This window comes from Paraburkholderia sp. WC7.3g, from assembly GCF_050436345.1.
GTDB classification, from domain to species: domain Bacteria; phylum Pseudomonadota; class Gammaproteobacteria; order Burkholderiales; family Burkholderiaceae; genus Paraburkholderia; species Paraburkholderia podalyriae.
In genome coordinates this window covers 3,936,078-3,954,302 of sequence record NZ_JBNDMA010000002.1, presented here as the reverse complement: position 1 = coordinate 3,954,302, position 18,225 = coordinate 3,936,078, and the positions used below count along the sequence as shown (strand labels likewise).

The 18,225-nt window shown below is 62.5% G+C and carries 13 protein-coding genes and 2 pseudogenes; 9 read left to right on the top strand and 6 right to left on the bottom strand.

Annotation, left to right across the window (positions count from 1 at the left end; translation table 11 throughout):
- Window positions 1-468 precede the first annotated feature (468 nt).
- Window positions 469-1,488 (top strand): annotated as a pseudogene (locus OKW43_RS29805) (IS30 family transposase); the annotation flags it as partial.
- Window positions 1,489-1,947: 459 nt separating this feature from the next.
- Here the strand turns inward: OKW43_RS29805 and OKW43_RS29800 are convergent.
- Genes OKW43_RS29800 through OKW43_RS29790 form a run of 3 tightly spaced genes read right to left on the bottom strand, consistent with a single transcriptional unit; the run spans window position 1,948 to window position 4,995 of the window.
- The gene (locus OKW43_RS29800) at window positions 1,948-2,484 is read right to left on the bottom strand and encodes a hypothetical protein (protein WP_429451366.1); all 537 of its coding nucleotides are present in this window, start codon (window positions 2,482-2,484) and stop codon (window positions 1,948-1,950) included.
- A gap of 7 nt (window positions 2,485-2,491) precedes the next feature.
- On the bottom strand, window positions 2,492-3,397 hold the full coding sequence (locus OKW43_RS29795) for a glycoside hydrolase family 24 protein (protein WP_429451364.1): 906 nt from the start codon (window positions 3,395-3,397) through the stop codon (window positions 2,492-2,494).
- Between the two features lie 8 nt (window positions 3,398-3,405).
- Window positions 3,406-4,995 (bottom strand): hypothetical protein, encoded by a 1,590-nt coding sequence (locus OKW43_RS29790; protein WP_429451362.1) that lies wholly within the window; start codon window positions 4,993-4,995, stop codon window positions 3,406-3,408.
- Window positions 4,996-5,145: 150 nt separating this feature from the next.
- Here OKW43_RS29790 and OKW43_RS29785 point away from each other — a divergent pair.
- Window positions 5,146-5,575: pseudogene (locus OKW43_RS29785) on the top strand (IS5/IS1182 family transposase); the annotation flags it as partial.
- Window positions 5,576-5,771: 196 nt separating this feature from the next.
- On the opposite strand, the gene OKW43_RS29780 reads toward OKW43_RS29785, so the two are convergent.
- The 3 genes from OKW43_RS29780 to dalD form a co-directional block, all read right to left on the bottom strand.
- Window positions 5,772-6,719, bottom strand: coding sequence for a sugar-binding transcriptional regulator (locus OKW43_RS29780; RefSeq protein WP_187637869.1), 948 nt, complete (start codon window positions 6,717-6,719; stop codon window positions 5,772-5,774).
- Between the two features lie 89 nt (window positions 6,720-6,808).
- Window positions 6,809-8,290: a xylulokinase gene (gene xylB, locus OKW43_RS29775; protein ID WP_429451360.1), complete on the bottom strand. Its 1,482-nt coding sequence runs from the start codon at window positions 8,288-8,290 to the stop codon at window positions 6,809-6,811.
- Window positions 8,291-8,357: 67 nt separating this feature from the next.
- Window positions 8,358-9,779, bottom strand: a complete 1,422-nt coding sequence (dalD, locus tag OKW43_RS29770) for a D-arabinitol 4-dehydrogenase (RefSeq protein ID WP_429451358.1) — start codon at window positions 9,777-9,779, stop codon at window positions 8,358-8,360.
- A gap of 377 nt (window positions 9,780-10,156) precedes the next feature.
- On the opposite strand from dalD, the gene OKW43_RS29765 reads away from it, so the two are divergent.
- The 7 genes from OKW43_RS29765 (at window position 10,157) to OKW43_RS29735 (ending at window position 18,224) form a co-directional block, all read left to right on the top strand.
- Window positions 10,157-11,134 carry an AraC family transcriptional regulator gene (locus OKW43_RS29765; protein ID WP_429451356.1) on the top strand — a complete coding sequence of 326 codons (978 nt, stop codon included), beginning with the start codon at window positions 10,157-10,159 and terminating at the stop codon, window positions 11,132-11,134.
- A 111-nt stretch (window positions 11,135-11,245) separates the two neighbouring features.
- Window positions 11,246-12,199 carry a substrate-binding domain-containing protein gene (locus tag OKW43_RS29760; protein WP_429451354.1) on the top strand — a complete coding sequence of 318 codons (954 nt, stop codon included), beginning with the start codon at window positions 11,246-11,248 and terminating at the stop codon, window positions 12,197-12,199.
- Window positions 12,118-13,782 carry a sugar ABC transporter ATP-binding protein gene (locus tag OKW43_RS29755; protein ID WP_429451352.1) on the top strand — a complete coding sequence of 555 codons (1,665 nt, stop codon included), beginning with the start codon at window positions 12,118-12,120 and terminating at the stop codon, window positions 13,780-13,782. Before OKW43_RS29760 ends, OKW43_RS29755 begins: the two co-directional genes overlap by 82 nt.
- Complete coding sequence (locus OKW43_RS29750) at window positions 13,769-14,776, top strand: ABC transporter permease (RefSeq protein ID WP_187637875.1); 1,008 nt, start codon at window positions 13,769-13,771, stop codon at window positions 14,774-14,776. The genes OKW43_RS29755 and OKW43_RS29750 overlap by 14 nt, the downstream gene beginning before the upstream one ends.
- A 40-nt stretch (window positions 14,777-14,816) precedes the next feature.
- Entirely contained in the window at window positions 14,817-15,914 is a 1,098-nt protein-coding gene (locus OKW43_RS29745; RefSeq protein ID WP_429451349.1) for an alcohol dehydrogenase catalytic domain-containing protein, read from the top strand.
- 31 nt (window positions 15,915-15,945) lie between these two features.
- Entirely contained in the window at window positions 15,946-17,490 is a 1,545-nt protein-coding gene (locus OKW43_RS29740; protein WP_429451347.1) for an FGGY-family carbohydrate kinase, read from the top strand.
- Complete coding sequence (locus OKW43_RS29735; RefSeq protein ID WP_429451345.1) at window positions 17,487-18,224, top strand: SDR family oxidoreductase; 738 nt, start codon at window positions 17,487-17,489, stop codon at window positions 18,222-18,224. Before OKW43_RS29740 ends, OKW43_RS29735 begins: the two co-directional genes overlap by 4 nt.
- The last annotated feature ends 1 nt before the right edge of the window (window position 18,225 follow it).

The following is an 18,225-nucleotide window of genomic DNA, read 5'->3' as shown; positions in this document are numbered from 1 at the left end:
CCCGCAAGGCGCTGTCCTTGGAGGGCGTTAGGCGCTTTGCATTGCAAGGTGAAATGAAAGAACGGAAAATCTACCGGACGGCGGGGAGTCGTCCGGTGCGAGGAAGCGCGGGCTCCGCCTCATTGGTCTGCTTCCACGCCGTCGGATCGCACTGGTAGCCAAATTCCTCCTCGAAGGCTGAGTCAAGATTTCCAGCAGGGTCGCTCTTGAACCGGTCTATGTCGGCCACCGTCGCGTTAATCATGTCCGGCGTGCATCCGCTTGTGCAAGCCCGTGTGCCAGCGTGGTCTATTTAGTGCCGGACATATACTTTCGACCATCAAAAAAGTAACGCTTACGAACACTCTCCTCAGCAGTTCCAGAGATGACGGCAATGCCAACAAAACCGCCGCGTGACTTCCCAGCAATCGACACACTACTTAGACTCTAGTTCCAAGTGCAACACCTTGAATGAGATAGGGTGTTGCGATGAAGAAGAACTACAAGCATCTGAGTGCGGAAGAACGCGCGGCGATCATGATCGAACATCGGAAGGGTGGCAGCATACGAACTCTCGCGCGGCTGCTGGGGCGCAGTGCTTCGACCGTGTCGCGTGAACTGGAGCGTAATCGCAGCGCGGACACGCCACGCTACTGTGCGACGCAGGCCGCCTCGGCCTATCGGCTGCGTCGCCAGCGCTGCGTGCGACCGCGCAAATTGACCGAAGGCAGCGCGCTTTATCGGCGTGTGCATGATCACCTGGTCTACTGGCGCTGGTCGCCGCGGCAAATCGCTGCCAAACTGCGAGCCATGTATCCGGACGACCCAAGCCAGCACGTTAGCCACGAGACGATCTACGCTGCGATTTACACCTATGCGCGCGGCTCGTTGAAACCGGCCATGATCGCCGCCTTGCGCCAGGAAAAGCCCGCGCGCGGAAACAGGCGCACGACACTTGCCGGCGGCAGCTATGTTCCCGAGGATTTGCGCATCCAGTATCGGCCCGAGGAGATCGGCCAACGCTTGTTGCCGGGGCACTGGGAAGGCGACTTCATCAAGGGCGCATTCAATCGCTCTGCCGTGGGCACGCTGGTCGAGCGCAAGACGCGCTTCGTGATCCTGTGCCGCATGGACGGCTGCACTGCCAAGGACGCACTGGAAGGCTTCACGCGGCAAATGAAGAAGGTGCCGGCCTTTTTGCGAGAGAGCCTGACCTACGACCGGGGAGCGGAAATGGCCTGTCACGTCGAACTCTCCAGGCGGTTGAATATCGATATCTGGTTTGCCGATCCGCATGCACCCTGGCAGCGCGGCAGCAATGAGAACACCAACGGCTTGCTGCGTCAGTTTCTGCCCAAGGGCACGGACCTTTCGATGCTCTCGCAAACCCAGCTCAACGACATCGCCAAATTGGTTAATGGGCGGCCTCGTCAGACGCTCGGCTGGGATTCCCCCGAGGAAGCAATGGCCAAAGAGTTGGAGAAAGCCGGTTTAGCTAAACGTTGCACTTGGCTCTTGAGACCGCCCTATAGCCACCAGTTGAAAGCATCAGTGAAGGATTGCCTGTTGACGGCTTTTCCACTAGCCAAATAGGTCCTAGCGCCGCTCCCCATCCACAAGCCTCACTAGTTGTGACAAACCATGTAGATACCAAACTATCCGATGACAGTGGAATTTTTTTTCCTTGCACCTTGCAATTCAGCGACCCGTAAGGTCTAAAGGAGATGTCTGATTCGATGGTCGAGCGAATCACCTGTGGGATTGGCCCAAGGTCTTGGCTCTCCACAGATGCAAGTGGCTCTGAACCGTATGCAAAACAGGCTGCGGAGACCGTCGCCAAGATCAACAATATTGCTTTCATGTCGACCCTCAGTCTGCTACGTTAGAACAAATGTTATTCAAGATAAGACTAAGCCCGTCGGCGCAGGCATCTTTTCGATGAAAAAGGGGATCACACGCAGTCAAATTTCAATGGCGCTCGTCGCAAAAATTGACGGTTTTTGTTATCGGCCTAACTTCCTTGCCATCATCACTAAGATAAAAAATTCTTTCCCGACACTCTTCCTCAGAGATTGCACTTCGATCAATATGATATTGCGCGACCAACATCTTGCTATTGGGTTGACTAACGAGACTGGTTACATAATTTCGTCCATCAGAAGTTTTCTGAGAGCGCCTCTCATCATTCGAAAACATATCGAGCGCGTTTGATTCCGATCCGCTTACCAAGTTCGAAAGCGTATAGTATCTACAACCCCCACCACAACTATGAGTCCCGATATAATATTTACCAGCAAAATTTATCCCAATCGGGGAGACCATTTTTCCCCAATCATCACGCCACGCGCCATCCACTTTTTTATAGTAATTCGGAATCTTTAGAGTACCATGATACACATCAACGGAATAGTCCGAAAAATTCGGCAGCGTCCTGTTGTCGGCTGCGTGAACAAAGGCGCATTCACCGACAAAAAAAACCATCAAGGCTCGAAATATAGCTTTCATTTTTGCCTCACTTAATCAAATCATCGAGGCCACCGATCGGCACAGCCAAATCACTCTTTCCAGCCAGCTCGTCTTTCAGATATTCTGTGAATTTGGCATTTACTGTATCCATTCCCACGCCACCTTGCCCATATTGATCACCCGGCAAACTCGCCCATTCGAGATTGCAGTGGTCCGCAAATATTGCTTTCTTTACATCACCGTTTTTGATGTCACTAAGTGCGTGACGCTTATGCCTCAAAAGAATAACGCAATATCTATCCTGGGAAATCGGCGAAAAATCGTTAATTTCATATTGCTTTCGGTATGCGACATAGGTTGGGTCGTCCCAGTTATATCCCATAACCTGATAGGCGCCTGCGGCACTGGAGCTATAGGATTTACCTGTCTTTTTATTCGCTTTGGTAATCACAATCCGGGGATGATCATCGAAGTCTTTCCCGTAATCTCTGATAAACGATTGCCCGCCGAATAGGCGCTCATAACCGGTAGGCGTTTGTGTTCCCTCTCCGACCCGAATCATCCTCAAAAACGCACGGGTCCTCGCCTCCTCAAGCGTCAGACGGCCTCGAATTGCCCCCATGAAGTTGCTAATCAGAGCAATCGGATTGATGTGATAGATATCAGATCCGGGGAAGCTTGGGACGTTAGCCGCCACCTCATCCCACCACACGAGCCGCTCGATCCGCTTCTGCTCTTCCTCGTGCTGCGGCCTGGGTCCCGTCTGCTTCTCCAGCTCGGCGATCAACTGCTTCCATTTTTCCGGGTTCGCCCACTCGCTTTCGTGCCTGACGATCAGCCTCGACGCCGCCTGCATCAGCCACGGGTACCCGCCACGCTCAGTCTGTGACAACGTGCAAAGCTCATCAGCCGCCTGCTTCCCATCGCCTTTCGTGAACAGGGCGTCATACACCCTGAGCATCAACGGGCTGAGATTCGAACGCGAAGCGGGGTCCGCAACATTGGCGCCGCTCGCATAGAAGCGGGGTCCGCAACATTGGCGCCGCTCGCATAGTCCACCCACTTCCGGGTGGTCGCAAAAATCGTATGCGCCGGATCATGGGCATCCGTCAGGCACTCGAAGTCGATCCACTTCTGCGCGAATTCCGGCGTCACCCGCCCGCTCGGGTGATTGAAGTCGCACACCCAGCCGTCGATCGGTTGACCCTGTGCATTCACCCCGTGTACGTGCCACCAGCTCACCGGGTAACCCGGATCGGGATGCGGATGCGGCTCGGGGACCCGTCGATTCGGGTCACGCGCCAGTTCGGCGAGCGAATGCACCTGGACGGTGTCCGTCTTTCTCGACTGCGGGTCAGCGCCGGGGACAAACTCATCGTTCTGCGTACGCTGATACAGCACCGTGCCCGGTGCAATCCGCAGGATCGTCGGCTCGGACGGCAGGCCCAGTGCCGCCCAGTCCTCCTTGTGCGGACCGTGCTGGTTGACCCATGCGCGGCCCTGTTCGAGGAACGGCTGGATGCTGTCGTCGCAGAACACCTCGATGTGCGCCATCCGCGTCCCGGACGTGCACCCGTTCAGCGAGTCATACCGGCCGAGGTGGCCGATCAGGTCGCCCGCCTTGATCGGGACGCCGCCTTGTGTTCCCTGAGGATCGCCCGGGCTGCATGTCTGCTCCGTTGTGACAATCACACGGTCGAAATTCGATTCAGGGATGTGCTCTTCGGCGACCGGGCCGCCATTCTGCGTGCCCAGGTAAATCCAGCCATTGATAGCCACGGAAGGCGCGACATAGCCGCCTGCCTCAGGCGGATACAGCGTTGCTCCATTCAGGTGCGTTACCTGGCCCCATGCTGCACCCTGTACCGTCTCCGTCTTGCCTATGCTGACGCTCGCACCCTGCGGCAGGATGCCAAGAACGGAGCCGTTAGGCGTCTTGCGTACATGCAAACCGACCTGCGACGGGTCCGCGAGCTGACCAGCACGACCCCGCAGAGGCTTGTCCTGCGCGTGCTGCGTCACCCGCCACTGCCGCGACCAGTACGCCGGTTTCTGCCGCTTCGGGAAGTTGCTGTCGTAGTCGGCGTTCGACATCAGATGCATGTACAGGGTGTAGAACGTCAGCTTCGTGCCGCGCGGAAACTCCATCTCATGCCGCACGAGAGCAAAGCCCGTACTGTAGGGAGCCCGAAGCGGCACGTTGCTGCCGTCCACGCTCACTTCGCTGATCGGACAGTCGCTGTCGGCGCGATAGGCGACCAGCACGCCATTTGCGATGCAGCGTAGTCCCGCGTCGAGATCGAGCGCCTGCCCAGCGCCGGCCTCGGTGATGTGAATCCCGCCGTGCCACATGCCCTTGCGGCTGACGAGATACGCGCCGGACGGCTCGCTTGCGGCGAGCAGCCGGTAGATATCGTGCTCATCGGTGAACTGGACTGACAGTCGGGCATTGCCTTGCGCCTTGTGCAGGAAGGGAAAGGCGAATGCCAGTTGCTTGAGGCGGGGCGGCGGTGGCTTTTGCGGGTGATGCGGTACCGACTTGCTCGTCATGGATTGGGTGCACTCCGTGTAGATGAGGTCGCACCACCTTATGACGGATCGAGAGCCAGCATCAATGCGGCACGCTCTGAATTTATGCAAACAATTGTCAAATGACAATCTGCCGCGCTGCCGGTGGCCCGTGTCGATTACGACGATGCACAAGGGCTCGTGACGGGGGCGCACTCGATACCCGGCAATCCGTACGATGGCCATGCACTGGCCGAGGCGCTGGAGCAGGCGGCGATCCGAACGACGTGAAGCCGGAAGTGGCCGTTGTTGATCGCAGCTACAAGGGCGTCGCCGTCAATGGCGTGAAGCTTTATCACCCGGGACTGCGACGTGGAAGCACGGGGTCTGCGCGCGATGATCCGAAGGTGAAGCGAGATCGAGCCGGCCATCGGTCACATGAAGGCGGACGGCAAGCTCGATCGGAACTGGCTCAAAGGTGCGCTCGGCGACGCGAGGCACGCAGTGTGCGTGCGGCGCCGGCCATAACGTGCGGATGATTCTTACGAAGCTGAGGCTCTTCTGCGCCATTGTTCTGATCGCTTTGCTCAACCGCCCAATCGCTGTGGCATTTCAACCGTGAGGCAAGGGCCGACCAAAGCGAATTATTCAGAACCGACTAGGTAATCGCGCCGGACAGATTAAAACAGGCGGCCACCTTTTTATGCCTTGCGTTGAAAGAGTCATGCGTGTAATGGACGCGCACTACAGACTTTCAAGCGTTAGAGGCGCTTTCGGCAGGTTGACACGATAGAGCGCGACCGGCACGCAACCGCAGCTCACGCCTCCAACGCCGCCCGCGCACACAACTCATCGGTCACGAGCCCCGACAACCACCCCCCCTTGAGCACCGCGATCAGCGCCTCGCGCTTGCGCAGCCCGCCCGCGAAGCCGATGGTCGGCCGGCGCGGCGGCGTGTCGAGCGCGATGCTCGTCACGCGGCGGCCGGTCGGCGATTCGACGTGCGCGCCGGCCGCATCGATCGGCAGGCCGAGCATTTCGGCGACCGCGCCGTTGTGCATCAGCTCGTTCACCTCGCCTTCCGTGATGAAGCCGTCCTCGTGCAACGGACAGGTCATCCCAATGTTGCCGATGCCGACGAACGCGACATCGGCCTGCGCCGACAGAGATTCGACGATCCGATAGAGACGGTGATTGCACCACTGCGCGCGCTCGGCCTCGCTGTCGGCGAGCAGCGGCGCGGGCAGCAGAAAATATTTGCCGCCGGTCTTTTCCGAAATATGCAGCGCGACGTCATAGCGGTTCGAGGAGCCGTCCTGCGCGATCGCGCCGACCATCGATACCAGCCGATGCTGCGGACGGTCTAGCTGCGCGATCTGATCGACCGCGGCCTTCAGCGTTCGACCGCTGCTGACCGCGACGACCATCGGCTTTTCCTCGCTCAGATAGCGTTCCATCACCTGCGCGCCGGCCACCGCGAGCTTGCGGTCGACTTCCTCGGGGGTATCGCCGTCGATCGGCACGATCTCGCACAGGCTGAGGCCATAGCGCTTCGACAACTGATCGGCGAGCGACAGGCAATCGGCGAGCTTGTGATCGACGCGCACGCGGATCAGGTTCTTTTCGACCGCGAACGCGACCAGCCGCTGCGCGACCGGTCGCGACACCTGCAGCTTCTCGGCGATTTCGTTCTGGGTATTGCCCGCGACGTAATAAAGCCACGCGGCGCGCGTAGCGAGATCGAGTTTTTCTGTGGATCTGGGCACGATGATGTTTCGCTCGGGTTTTGCTTGAACTGTGCCGATGATAGCCGCCGGTCGCGCATCAGCGCGCCGACCGGCAGCGGTTAACGCTGTCAGGCGAGGGGTGCGCGCGCGGCATCGAACAGCGGCCGTACGTGGCGATACAGCGCGCGATACGCTTCGAGCCGCGCGCGCAATTGCGCGTGGCGGTGCGGATTCGGCGTGAACTCCTTTTCGACGGGCGGCTTGGTCAGCACGGTGGCCGGATCGCCACCGGCGGCGAGCCAGCCGAGACGCGCCGCGCCAAGCGCCGCGCCGGTTTCGCCGCCGCCGTGCTTGACGGTGACGGTGTCGAGCGCATCGGCGAGCAACTGGGCCCAGTAATCGCTGCGCGCGCCGCCGCCGAGTAGCGACAGCACCTTCGCCTCGGTGCCGGCCGCGCGCAGCGCGTCGAGGCCGTCGGTCAGCGCGAGCGTCACGCCTTCGAGCACCGCGTAGCCGAGCAGCGCGCGGTCGGTTGCGTGAGTCATGCCGAAGAACACGCCTTGCGCGTACGGGTCATTGTGCGGCGTGCGCTCGCCCGACAGATACGGCAAAAAGAGCGGCGCGGTGGTCAACGCGTCGGCGGGCAGCGCCTCGATTTCGGCGAGCAGTGTCGGCTCGTCGGTCGACGTCAGCTTGCAGACCCAGCGCAAACAGCTCGCCGCCGACAGCACCACGCTCATCTGATGCCAGCGGTCCGGGATCGCATGACAGAACGCGTGCACGGCGGAGGCCGGGTTCGGCCGGAAACTGTCGCCGACCACGCACAGCACGCCCGACGTACCCAACGACACGAAGCCGTCGCCCGGTTGCGTCGCGCCGATGCCGATCGCGCTCGTCGCGTTGTCGCCGCCGCCGGCCGCGACGATCACGTCGTTGCGCAGGCCGAATTCGCGCGCGAGTTCCGGCAACAACGTGCCGGCCGGCGCGCTGCCCTCGCGCAGCGCCGGCATCTGCGCGCGCGTCATGTTGCAGGCGGCCAGCAGCGAGTCGGACCAATCGCGCTTCGCGACGTCGAGCCACAGCGTGCCGGCCGCATCCGATGGATCGGACACCTTGCCGCCTGTCAGCTGCAGACGCAGATAGTCCTTCGGCAGCAGCACGCAGGCAGTCCTGGCGAAAATCTCCGGCTCGTGACGCGCGACCCACAGCAGCTTCGGCGCGGTGAACCCGGGCATCGCCAGATTGCCGGCGACGCTGTGCAGATCGGGGGCGCGCTCGGTCAGCTCCGCGCATTCCTTGTCGCTGCGCATGTCGTTCCACAGGATCGCCGGCCGCAGCACGCGGTTCTGCGCATCGAGCAGCACCGCGCCGTGCATCTGCCCCGACAGGCCGATGCCGCGAATCTGCGCGAACTCGTCGGGATGATGCGCGCGCAACGCGGCGAGCGCCGTGCGCGTGCCCACCCACCAGTCTTCGGGATTCTGCTCGGCCCAGCGTTGGTGCGGACGGGAAACGGTGAATGGCGAGCCTGCGGTGCCAATCACGCGGCCGTCGGAGGCGAGCAGCAGAACTTTCACTTCGGACGTGCCGAGGTCGATGCCTAGGTACATGGGAGCGAAACCTTCGTCGTTGGGGATGCGCTACTTTAGCGGTTCATCGCACGCGCTGTCATGCGCATTAAGCCTGGCTCGTTGCACCGCGTTTCGCGAGCCATGCGTCGACCCGCGCGACGGCGCCCGCGAGCGCTGCTTCGAGCTCGGGCGTCTGTGCCATGCCGCCCCACAACAGCCGGTCGGCCGCGAACGCGCGCAGCGGATCGGGCGCCGTGAAAAAGGCGTGCGCGATGCGCTCGTCCATCACGCCGTCCTGATACGCGTACGGCAGCTTGCCCGTGTGCCAGCGTTCGAGAAAACGGAAGAACAACGCGGGCAGCATCGCGGTCGCGGCCGGCGTGACGCCGCGCTCGAAGCATTCGGCGAGCGTCGGTGCGATGAAGCCGGGCAGCTTCGAGAAGCCATCGGCGGCGACGCGCTGGTTGGTGTCGAGGATATGCGGGTTGCTGAAGCGCTCGAGCACGACGTCGCGATAGCGTTCGAGATCGAGCGGGCTCGGTGCGAGGCACGGGATCACGTCCTCGGTCACGTAGTCGTACGCGAACTGGCGAATGTCGGCGTCGAGCGTGCCTTCGTGGATGTAGTTCAGGCCGACCAGCGTGCCCGCCCACGCGATGCAGCTATGCGTTGCGTTGAGGATGCGGATCTTCGCTTCCTCGTACGGCTGCACGGAATCGACGAGTTCCGCGCCGACGTTCTCCCAGGCCGGGCGTCCGGCGATGAAGCGGTCCTCGATCACCCACTGGATGAACGCCTCGCCCATCACGGGACACGCGTCGTCGACGCCGGTCGCGGCCTTCACGCGTTCGCGCACGTCGGGCGTCGGACGCGGCGTGATGCGATCGACCATCGAGGACGGGCACGAGGTGTGATCGTCGAACCATTGCGCGAGATCGTTCGCGCCGCGTCGTTCGAGAAACTCGCTCATGCCCGCATGAAAGCGCTCGCCGTTGCTGCGCAGGTTGTCGCAGGTCTGCAGCGTGACGGGCCCCGCACCGCGCTTCACGCGCGCGTCGAGAATCGCCGCTAGCGCGCCGTAGATCGTCGTGTGGCCGCCGGCGAGGTCGGCGGCGAGATCGGCATTCGCGGTGTCGAGCCGGTCGTGCTCGTCGAGGTAATAGCCGCCTTCGGTCACGGTGAACGCGATGATCTTGCAGGCCGGATCGGCGCCCGCTTCGATCAGTCCGTCGAGACTTTCGCTCCACGGCAGCACGCGTTCGATCGAGCGGATCGTCTCGTAGGCGCGCTCGCCTTGCGGCGTGACGGTTTCGAGTGTATAGACGCCGCCCTGCGCGGCGAGCGCTTCGAGCACCGGGTTCATGTCGCCGCGAATATTGCCGACGCTTAGCGACCAGCGCGGCTCGCTGGCCGCGCTCGCTTCGTTCAGCCGGTGCAGATACCACGCCTGGTGCGCGCGATGAAACGACCCCGCGCCGATGTGCAGGATCACGTGTGCGGCCGCGCCGCTGCCTTGTCCGCTGTTCATGTTTGTCTCCAGAAACTCGTTCGCGGCGCTCGCGGCGCGCGTTTTGTGCGTGCAGAGCATTTGCTCTGTATGTGAGCGAATGATCGTACCCGGAGAAACGAAAGTCAAGGCGGCGGCGTGGGTTTTCGTGGCGCAACGCGGCATCCTGGGTGCGCCAGCCGCCGCGACGAGCGCCGGAGGTCGGCAAACCCGCCGCGCCACGCATATTGCGTTGCATCAAAAATTGACCTCGCGCGCGTCGGGAGTAACCCGAATACAAAAAAGTATCGGTCCGCGGTTTCTTTTAAAGTGGTCGCCAACGCGTTTGGCGGTTACTTTTCGCCTTACAAGATCAAGATCGGCGGCGCCTACCGTGCGCCGCTTCATGGAGACAGACAGTGCAACCTGATCTCGAAATCGTGGCCGTACGCCACGACGAATCGTTCAAAGTGTGGTCGCATGGCTATCCGTATCGCACGGTGCGCTGGCATTTTCATCCGGAGTACGAGATCCATCTGATCGTCGCGACGACGGGCAAGATGTTCGTCGGCGATCACATCGGCAGCTTCGTGCCCGGCAATCTCGTGCTGATGGGGCCGAACCTGCCGCACAACTGGGTCAGCGACGTACCGGAAGGCGAGAGCGTCGCGCAGCGCAATCTGGTTGTGCAGTTCGGCCAGGCGTTCGTATCGAACTGTCTCGAGAGTTTTCCGGAGTGGCGTCAGGTCGAGGCCCTGCTCGCCGACGCGCGCCGCGGACTGTCGTTCAGTCTGCGGACGTCGGCGCAGATCAAGCCGCTCTTTCTCGAACTGCTCGCGGCGCGGGGGCTGCGCCGCCTCGTGTTGTTCATGTCGATGCTCGAGATCCTGATCAACGCGCCGGATCGCGACACGCTCGCGAGTCCCGCCTATCAGGCCGACCCGACCAGCTTCGCGGCGACCCGCATCAATCACGTGCTCGCGTATATCGGCAAGAACCTCGCGAACGAGTTGCGCGAGTCGGAGCTTGCACAACTCGCCGGCCAGAGTGTCAGCGCGTTTTCGCGTTATTTCCGCCGCCATACCGGACTGCCGTTCGTGCAGTACGTGAACCGTATGCGCATCAATCTCGCGTGCCAGTTGTTGACCGATGGCGAACTGAGCGTCACCGACATCTGCTTCAAGGCGGGCTTCAACAACCTGTCGAATTTCAACCGGCAGTTTCTCGCGATGAAGGGCATGGCGCCGTCGACGTTTCGCCGCTACCAGCAACTGAACGATGCGAGCCGCGACGCTTCCGAGCAGGCGGCCGCGCATGGCAGGGGCATCGACAACGCGCCGGCGATCGTGCTCGCGCCGGGCTTGCCACGTAGCGGCGTCGCGTATCCGGTCACGTAGTGCCTGCCAGGTAGTTCGCTGTTTTCGGTCCACTCGCGTTTCAACACGCATCGATCGCGCTGCGCGCCCGCAGCGCGACGGGCGTGCTCATTTCAAAAAATGGAGACAACCATGAAGCCGTCTGCTTTTCCGCTCAATCCTTCAATGAAGTTGGCGCGCCGCGTCGCCACGCTCTCATTCGGTTTGTCGCTCGTGGCCGTATCGGCCGCGCAGACCGTGCAGGCCGCGCCGCTGAAGATCGGCATGACGTTCCAGGAACTGAACAACCCGTACTTCGTGACGATGCAGAAAGCGCTGAACGACGCGGCCGCATCGACCGGCGCGACCGTCGTCGTGACCGACGCGCATCACGACGTCAGCAAGCAGGTCAGCGACGTCGAAGACATGCTGCAAAAGAAGATCGATATCCTGCTCGTCAATCCGACCGACTCGACCGGTATCCAGTCGGCGGTCACGTCGGCGAAGAAGGCGGGCGTGGTCGTGGTCGCGGTCGATGCGAACGCGAACGGTCCGGTCGATTCGTTCGTCGGCTCGAAGAACTACGACGCGGGCGTGATGGCTTGCGACTACCTCGCGAAGTCGATCGGCGGCAGCGGCGAAGTGGCGATTCTCGACGGCATTCCGGTCGTGCCGATTCTCGAACGCGTGCGCGGCTGCAAAGCGGCGCTCGCGAAAGCGCCGGGCGTGAAGCTCGTCGATACGCAGAACGGCAAGCAGGAACGCGCGACCGCGCTGTCCGTCACCGAGAACATGATTCAGGCGCATCCGAACCTGAAGGGCGTGTTCAGCGTGAACGACGGCGGCTCGATGGGCGCGCTGTCGGCGATCGAATCGTCGGGCAAGGACATCAAGCTGACGAGCGTCGACGGTGCACCCGAAGCGATCGCCGCGATCCAGAAGCCGAATTCGAAATTCATCGAGACGTCGGCACAATTCCCGGCCGACCAGGTGCGCATCGCGCTGGGCATCGCGCTCGCGAAGAAGTGGGGCGCCAATGTGCCGAAAGCGATTCCGGTCGACGTGAAGATGATCGACAAGAGCAACGCGAAGGGCTTCAGCTGGTAACGCAAGCGCAGACTGCCGCGTGTGGGAATCATGCGCGGCGGCGCGCAGCACAGGAACACGCGATGGACACGATTCTGAAGCTCGAGAACATCAGCAAGAGCTTTCCCGGTGTGAAGGCGTTGCAGGGCATTCACCTCGAGATCGCGCGCGGCGAGATTCACGCGCTGCTCGGCGAGAACGGCGCGGGCAAGTCGACGCTGATGAAAATTCTGTGCGGCATCTATCAGCCGGACGCAGGCACGATCACGCTCGACGGCGAGCAACGCCACTTCGCGAACTATCACGACGCGGTAGCCGCGGGCGTCGGTATCGTGTTTCAGGAGTTCAGCCTGATTCCGTATCTGAACGCGGTGGAGAACATGTTTCTCGGCCGCGAAATGAAGAACGGCTTCGGCCTGCTCGAACGCGGCAGGATGCGGCGCGCAGCGGCCGCGATTTTTCAGCGGCTTGGCGTCGCGATCGATCTGGCGGTGCCGATCAGGCAACTATCGGTCGCGCAGCAGCAGTTCGTCGAAATTGGCAAGGCCTTGTCGCTCGATGCGCGCGTGCTGATTCTCGACGAGCCGACTGCGACGCTGACGCCCGCCGAAGCCGCGCATCTGTTCACGATCATGCGCGAGCTGAAGCAGCAGGGCGTCGCGATGATCTTCATCTCGCATCACCTCGAAGAGATTTTCGAGGTGTGCGACCGCATCACGGTGCTGCGCGACGGCCAGTACGTCGGCATGACCGAGGTCGCGCAATCCGACGTGAGCCGGCTCGTTCAGATGATGGTGGGACGCCGCATCGAAAGCAGCTTTCCGCCGAAGCCGGCGCCGCGTGCCGACGCGAAAGTCGTGCTCGACGTCGTGCGCTTGCAACTGATCAAGAACAGCCCAGAGTTGAGCTTCACGCTGCGCGAAGGCGAGATATTGGGCTTCGCGGGACTCGTCGGTTCGGGCCGCACCGAGACCGCCCTCGCGGTGATCGGCGCGGAGCGTGCGTACGTGAAGGAGATTCGCGTGAACGGCACGGCCGCGAAGCTCGCCGATCCGGCCGATGCGCTGCGCGCGGGCGTCGGCATTCTGCCCGAGAGCCGCAAGACCGAAGGGCTGATTACCGACTTCTCGATCAAGCAGAACATCTCGATCAACAACCTCGGCAAGTACCGGTCGCTACGTTTCTTCATCGACCAGCGCAGCGAAGCGCGCGCGACCGCCGACATCATGAAGCGCGTCGGCGTAAAGGCGCCGACGATGCACACCGAAGTCGCGACGCTGTCGGGCGGCAATCAGCAGAAGGTCGTGATCGCGCGCTGGCTCAATCACCACACCAACATTCTGATCTTCGACGAGCCGACCCGCGGCATCGACGTCGGCGCGAAGGCCGAAATCTATCTGCTGATGCGCGAACTGACCGCGCGCGGCTACTCGATCATCATGATCTCGTCCGAGTTGCCGGAGATCGTCGGCATGTGCGAGCGCGTCGCCGTGTTCCGGCAGGGCCGCATCGAAGCGCTGCTCGAAGGCGACGCGATCGAATCGAATGCCGTGATGACCTATGCGACCGCCGGTTCGGCTGGAGCCTCTCATGAACATGCCTAATCCTTCCTCTTCGCCGAAAACATCGAGTGTCAACAGTGACACGCCGGGCGCGCCGGTGCGCTTCACGTGGGCCGCGCTAAAGCGCTCGACGCTGTTCTACCCGTTCATCGGCCTGCTGGTCGTCTGCATCGTGATGGTGTTCGCGAGCGACAGCTTTCTGTCGGGCGCGAACATCGAGAACGTGCTGCGCCAGGTGTCGATCAACGCGATCATCGCGGTTGGCATGACCTGTGTGATCCTGACGGGCGGCATCGATCTGTCGGTCGGCTCGGTGATGGCGCTCGCGGGCACGCTGTCGGCCGGGCTGATGGTCGCCGGCATGAATGCGGTGGCGGCGCTTGCGGTCGGCATCGCGGTCGGTCTCGGCTTCGGCGCGGCCAACGGTTTTTTCGTCGCGTTCGCCGGCATGCCGCCGATCATCGTCACGCTCGCGACCATGGGTATCGCGCGCGGTCTTGCGCTGATCTACACGGGCGGCTATCCGATCGACGGTCTGCCCGACTGGGTCAGCTTCTTCGGCAGCGGCAAGATTCTCGGCATCCAGGCGCCGGTCGTGATCATGGCGGTGATCTATGTGATCGCATGGGTACTGCTCGAACGCATGCCGTTTGGCCGCTACGTGTATGCGATCGGCGGCAACGAACAGGCGACGCGTCTGTCCGGCGTGCGGGTGGCGCGCGTGAAGCTGATCGTCTACACGATCGCCGGTGTGACGTCCGCGTTCGCCGCGATCGTGCTGACCGCGCGTCTGATGAGCGGCCAGCCGAACGCCGGCGTCGGTTTCGAACTCGACGCGATCGCCGCCGTCGTGATGGGCGGCACGTCGATCTCCGGTGGACGCGGCTCGATCATCGGCACGCTGATCGGCGCGCTGTTACTCGGGGTCCTGAATAACGGCCTGAACATGGTCGGTGTGAATCCGTACGTGCAGAACGTGATCAAGGGCGGAATCATTCTGCTCGCGATCTACATCAGCCGCGACCGCAGAAAGTAACGCTCGCTTCCTCACCTCCCTCTTATCGCAGGACCATGTAATGACGACTCAATCCAATCAATCCGATCGGCAGAACATGACCGCCATCGTCTGTCATGCACCGAAAGACTATCGCGTCGAACAGGTACAGAAGCCGCGCGCCCGCGCGCATGAACTCGTGATTCGCATCGCCGCGTGCGGTATCTGCGCGAGCGACTGCAAATGCCATTCGGGCGCGAAGATGTTCTGGGGCGGCCCCAGCCCGTGGGTCAAGGCACCGGTGATTCCGGGTCACGAGTTCTTCGGCTATGTCGAGGAACTGGGCGAAGGCGCGGCCGGGCATTTCGGCGTGCAGAAGGGCGATCGCGTGATCGCCGAGCAGATCGTGCCGTGCGGCAAGTGCCGCTACTGCAAATCCGGCCAGTACTGGATGTGCGAAGTGCACAACATCTTCGGCTTTCAACGCGAAGTCGCGGACGGCGGCATGGCCGAGTACATGCGCATTCCGCCGACCGCGATCGTCCACAAGATTCCAGACGGCATCTCGCTCGAAGACGCCGCGATCATCGAACCGCTCGCGTGCGCGATTCACACCGTCAATCGCGGCGATCTGCAACTCGACGACGTCGTCGTGATCGCGGGCGCGGGGCCGCTGGGTCTGATGATGACGCAGATCGCGCATCTGAAGACGCCGAAGAAGCTCGTCGTGATCGATCTCGTCGAAGAACGGCTCGCACTCGCGCGCGAATACGGCGCCGACGTGACGATCAATCCGAAGCAACAGGACGCGCTCGCGATCATCCATTCACTGACGGACGGCTACGGCTGCGACGTCTATATTGAAACGACGGGCGCGCCGATCGGCGTGAATCAGGGGATGGACCTGATCCGCAAGCTCGGGCGCTTCGTCGAATTCTCCGTGTTCGGCGCGGATACGACGCTCGACTGGTCAGTGATCGGCGATCGCAAGGAACTCGACGTGCGCGGCGCGCATCTTGGGCCCTATTGCTATCCGATCGCAATCGATCTGCTTGCGCGCGGACTCGTCACGTCGAAGGGCATCGTCACACACGGCTTTTCGTTGGAAGAATGGGATGAAGCGATCGGGATCGCGAATTCGCTCGATTCGATCAAGGTGCTGATGAAGCCGCGCGCGTGAATCGCGGGCGTGGCTTTTCAACGGAGACCCTATGAACTACGTCATCGGCGTCGATATCGGCACGCAAAGCACGAAGGCGCTGCTGGTCGACGAGCACGGCGCGATCGTCGCGCAGCATGCGTCGGCGTATCAGCCCGATACGCCGAAGCCGTTGTGGGCCGAGCAGTGGCCCGCGGTGTGGCTGAAGGCCGTGGTCGAATGCGTGGCCGCGTGCGTCAGCGAGGCGAAGGCGGCCGGCATCGCGCCGCGCGCGATCAAGGCGCTGTGCGTGAGCAGTCTGTACGGCGGCTCGGGCATTCCGGTCGACAACGACATGCGGCCGCTCGCGCCGTGCCTGATCTGGATGGACCGGCGCGCGACCGCGCAGGTCGACTGGGTGCGCGAGAACCTCGATGTCGAGCGGCTCCATACGATCACCGGCAACGGAGTGGACAGCTACTACGGTTACACCAAGATGCTGTGGCTGCGCGAGAACCAGCCGGACGTGTGGGCGCATACGCGCTATTTTTTGCCGCCGAACGCGTACGTGATCTACATGCTGACCGGGGAGGTCGCCGTCGATCATAGTTCGGCCGGCAATATCGGCGGCGTCTACGATATCGCGCGGCGCGACTGGTCGGACGAAGCGCTCGACATGCTGGGCATTCCAGCGACGATGATGCCGGAGCGGCTGGTCGAATCGTCCGAGGTGGTGGGTGGGCTGTTGTCGCAATGGACCGCGCAGCTCGGGCTGGCAGCGGGCACCGCGATCGTCGCGGGCGGCGTCGATGCGGCGGTGGCGACGTTCGCGGCCGGCGTCACGCGCGCCGGGCAGCATGTTGCGATGATCGGCACCAGCATGTGCTGGGGCTACATCAATCAGCGTGTCGACGCACGGCACGGTTTGATCAGCATGCCGCACGTTTTCAACGGGCGGCACGACATCTACGTATTCGGCGGCGCGATTACCGCGGGCGCGTCGGTCAGCTGGTATCGCGAGCAGTTCTGTCACGCGGAGATCGAGGCCGCGCGCGCGACGCCGCATGGCGATCCGCATCGGCTGCTCGAAGAAGCGGCCGCGCAGGTGCCGGCCGGCGCCGACGGCGTGCTGTTCCTGCCGTATCTGATGGGCGAGCGCAGTCCGGTGTGGGATGCGAAAGCGAGTGGCGCGTTCGTCGGACTGTCGCTCTTTCATACGCGCGCGCATCTGTATCGCGCGGTGCTCGAAGGCGTGTCGTTCGCGCTGAAGCACAACATCGAGGCGGGGCGCAAAGGCGCGCAATCGCTCGACGACAAGCTGATCGTGGTTGGCGGCGCCGCGCATTCGGACCTGTGGATGCAGATCGTCGCCGACGTCACCGGCTATCCGGTCTACACGATCGAGCAGGACGTCGAAGCCGCAATGGGCGCGGCGTTGCTCGCCGCGCTCGGTGTCGGCCTCGTGTCGCCCGAAGCGGCGCAACGCGGTTGGGTCACGCTGATCGAGCGCGCTCAGCCCGACGCACGGCGCATGGGGTTGTACGAGCAGCGCTTCGGCGTGTACGTGGATCTCTATCCGGCACTGAAGCCGGTCATGCATCGCTTGCAATCATCATGAACGCCACTTTCGATTTCTCCGGCCGCTCGATCCTGGTGACGGGCGCCTCCAGCGGCATCGGCCGCGCGACGGTCGAGGCGCTGCGCGCGAGCGGCGCGTCGGTCGTCGCGGCCGCGCGCAACGGCAACGAGCTTGCGCGGCTCGCCGAGCAAACCGGCTGCGAGCCGTTGAGGCTCGACGTCGCCAACGAAGCCGCGATCGACGCAGCATTGGCATCGCTCGAACCGTTCGACGGTCTCGTGAATTGCGCGGGCACCGCGTTGCTCGAACGCGCGGTGGATACGACGGCCGCGAGCTTCGATCGCGTGATGGCGGTGAATGCGCGCGGCGCGGTGCTGGTCGCGAAGCACGTCGCGCGTGGCATGCTCGACGCGGGGCGCACGGGTAGCATCGTCAACGTGTCGAGCCAGGCTGCACTCGTCGCGCTCGACGATCATCTGAGCTACTCGGCGTCGAAGGCCGCGCTCGATGCGCTCACGCGCGCGTTGTGCATCGAACTGGGGCCGCACGGGATTCGCGTGAACAGCGTGAACCCGACGGTCACGCTGACGCCGATGGCGGTGCTGGCCTGGAGCGATCCCGTCAAGCGCGATCCCGCGTTACAGGCGATTCCGCTCAGGCGCTTCGCCGAATCCGCCGAAGTCGCCGCGCCGATTCTGTTTCTGTTGAGCGACGCGGCGTCGATGATCAGCGGCGTGTGTCTGCCGATCGATGGCGGCTACACCGCGCGTTGAT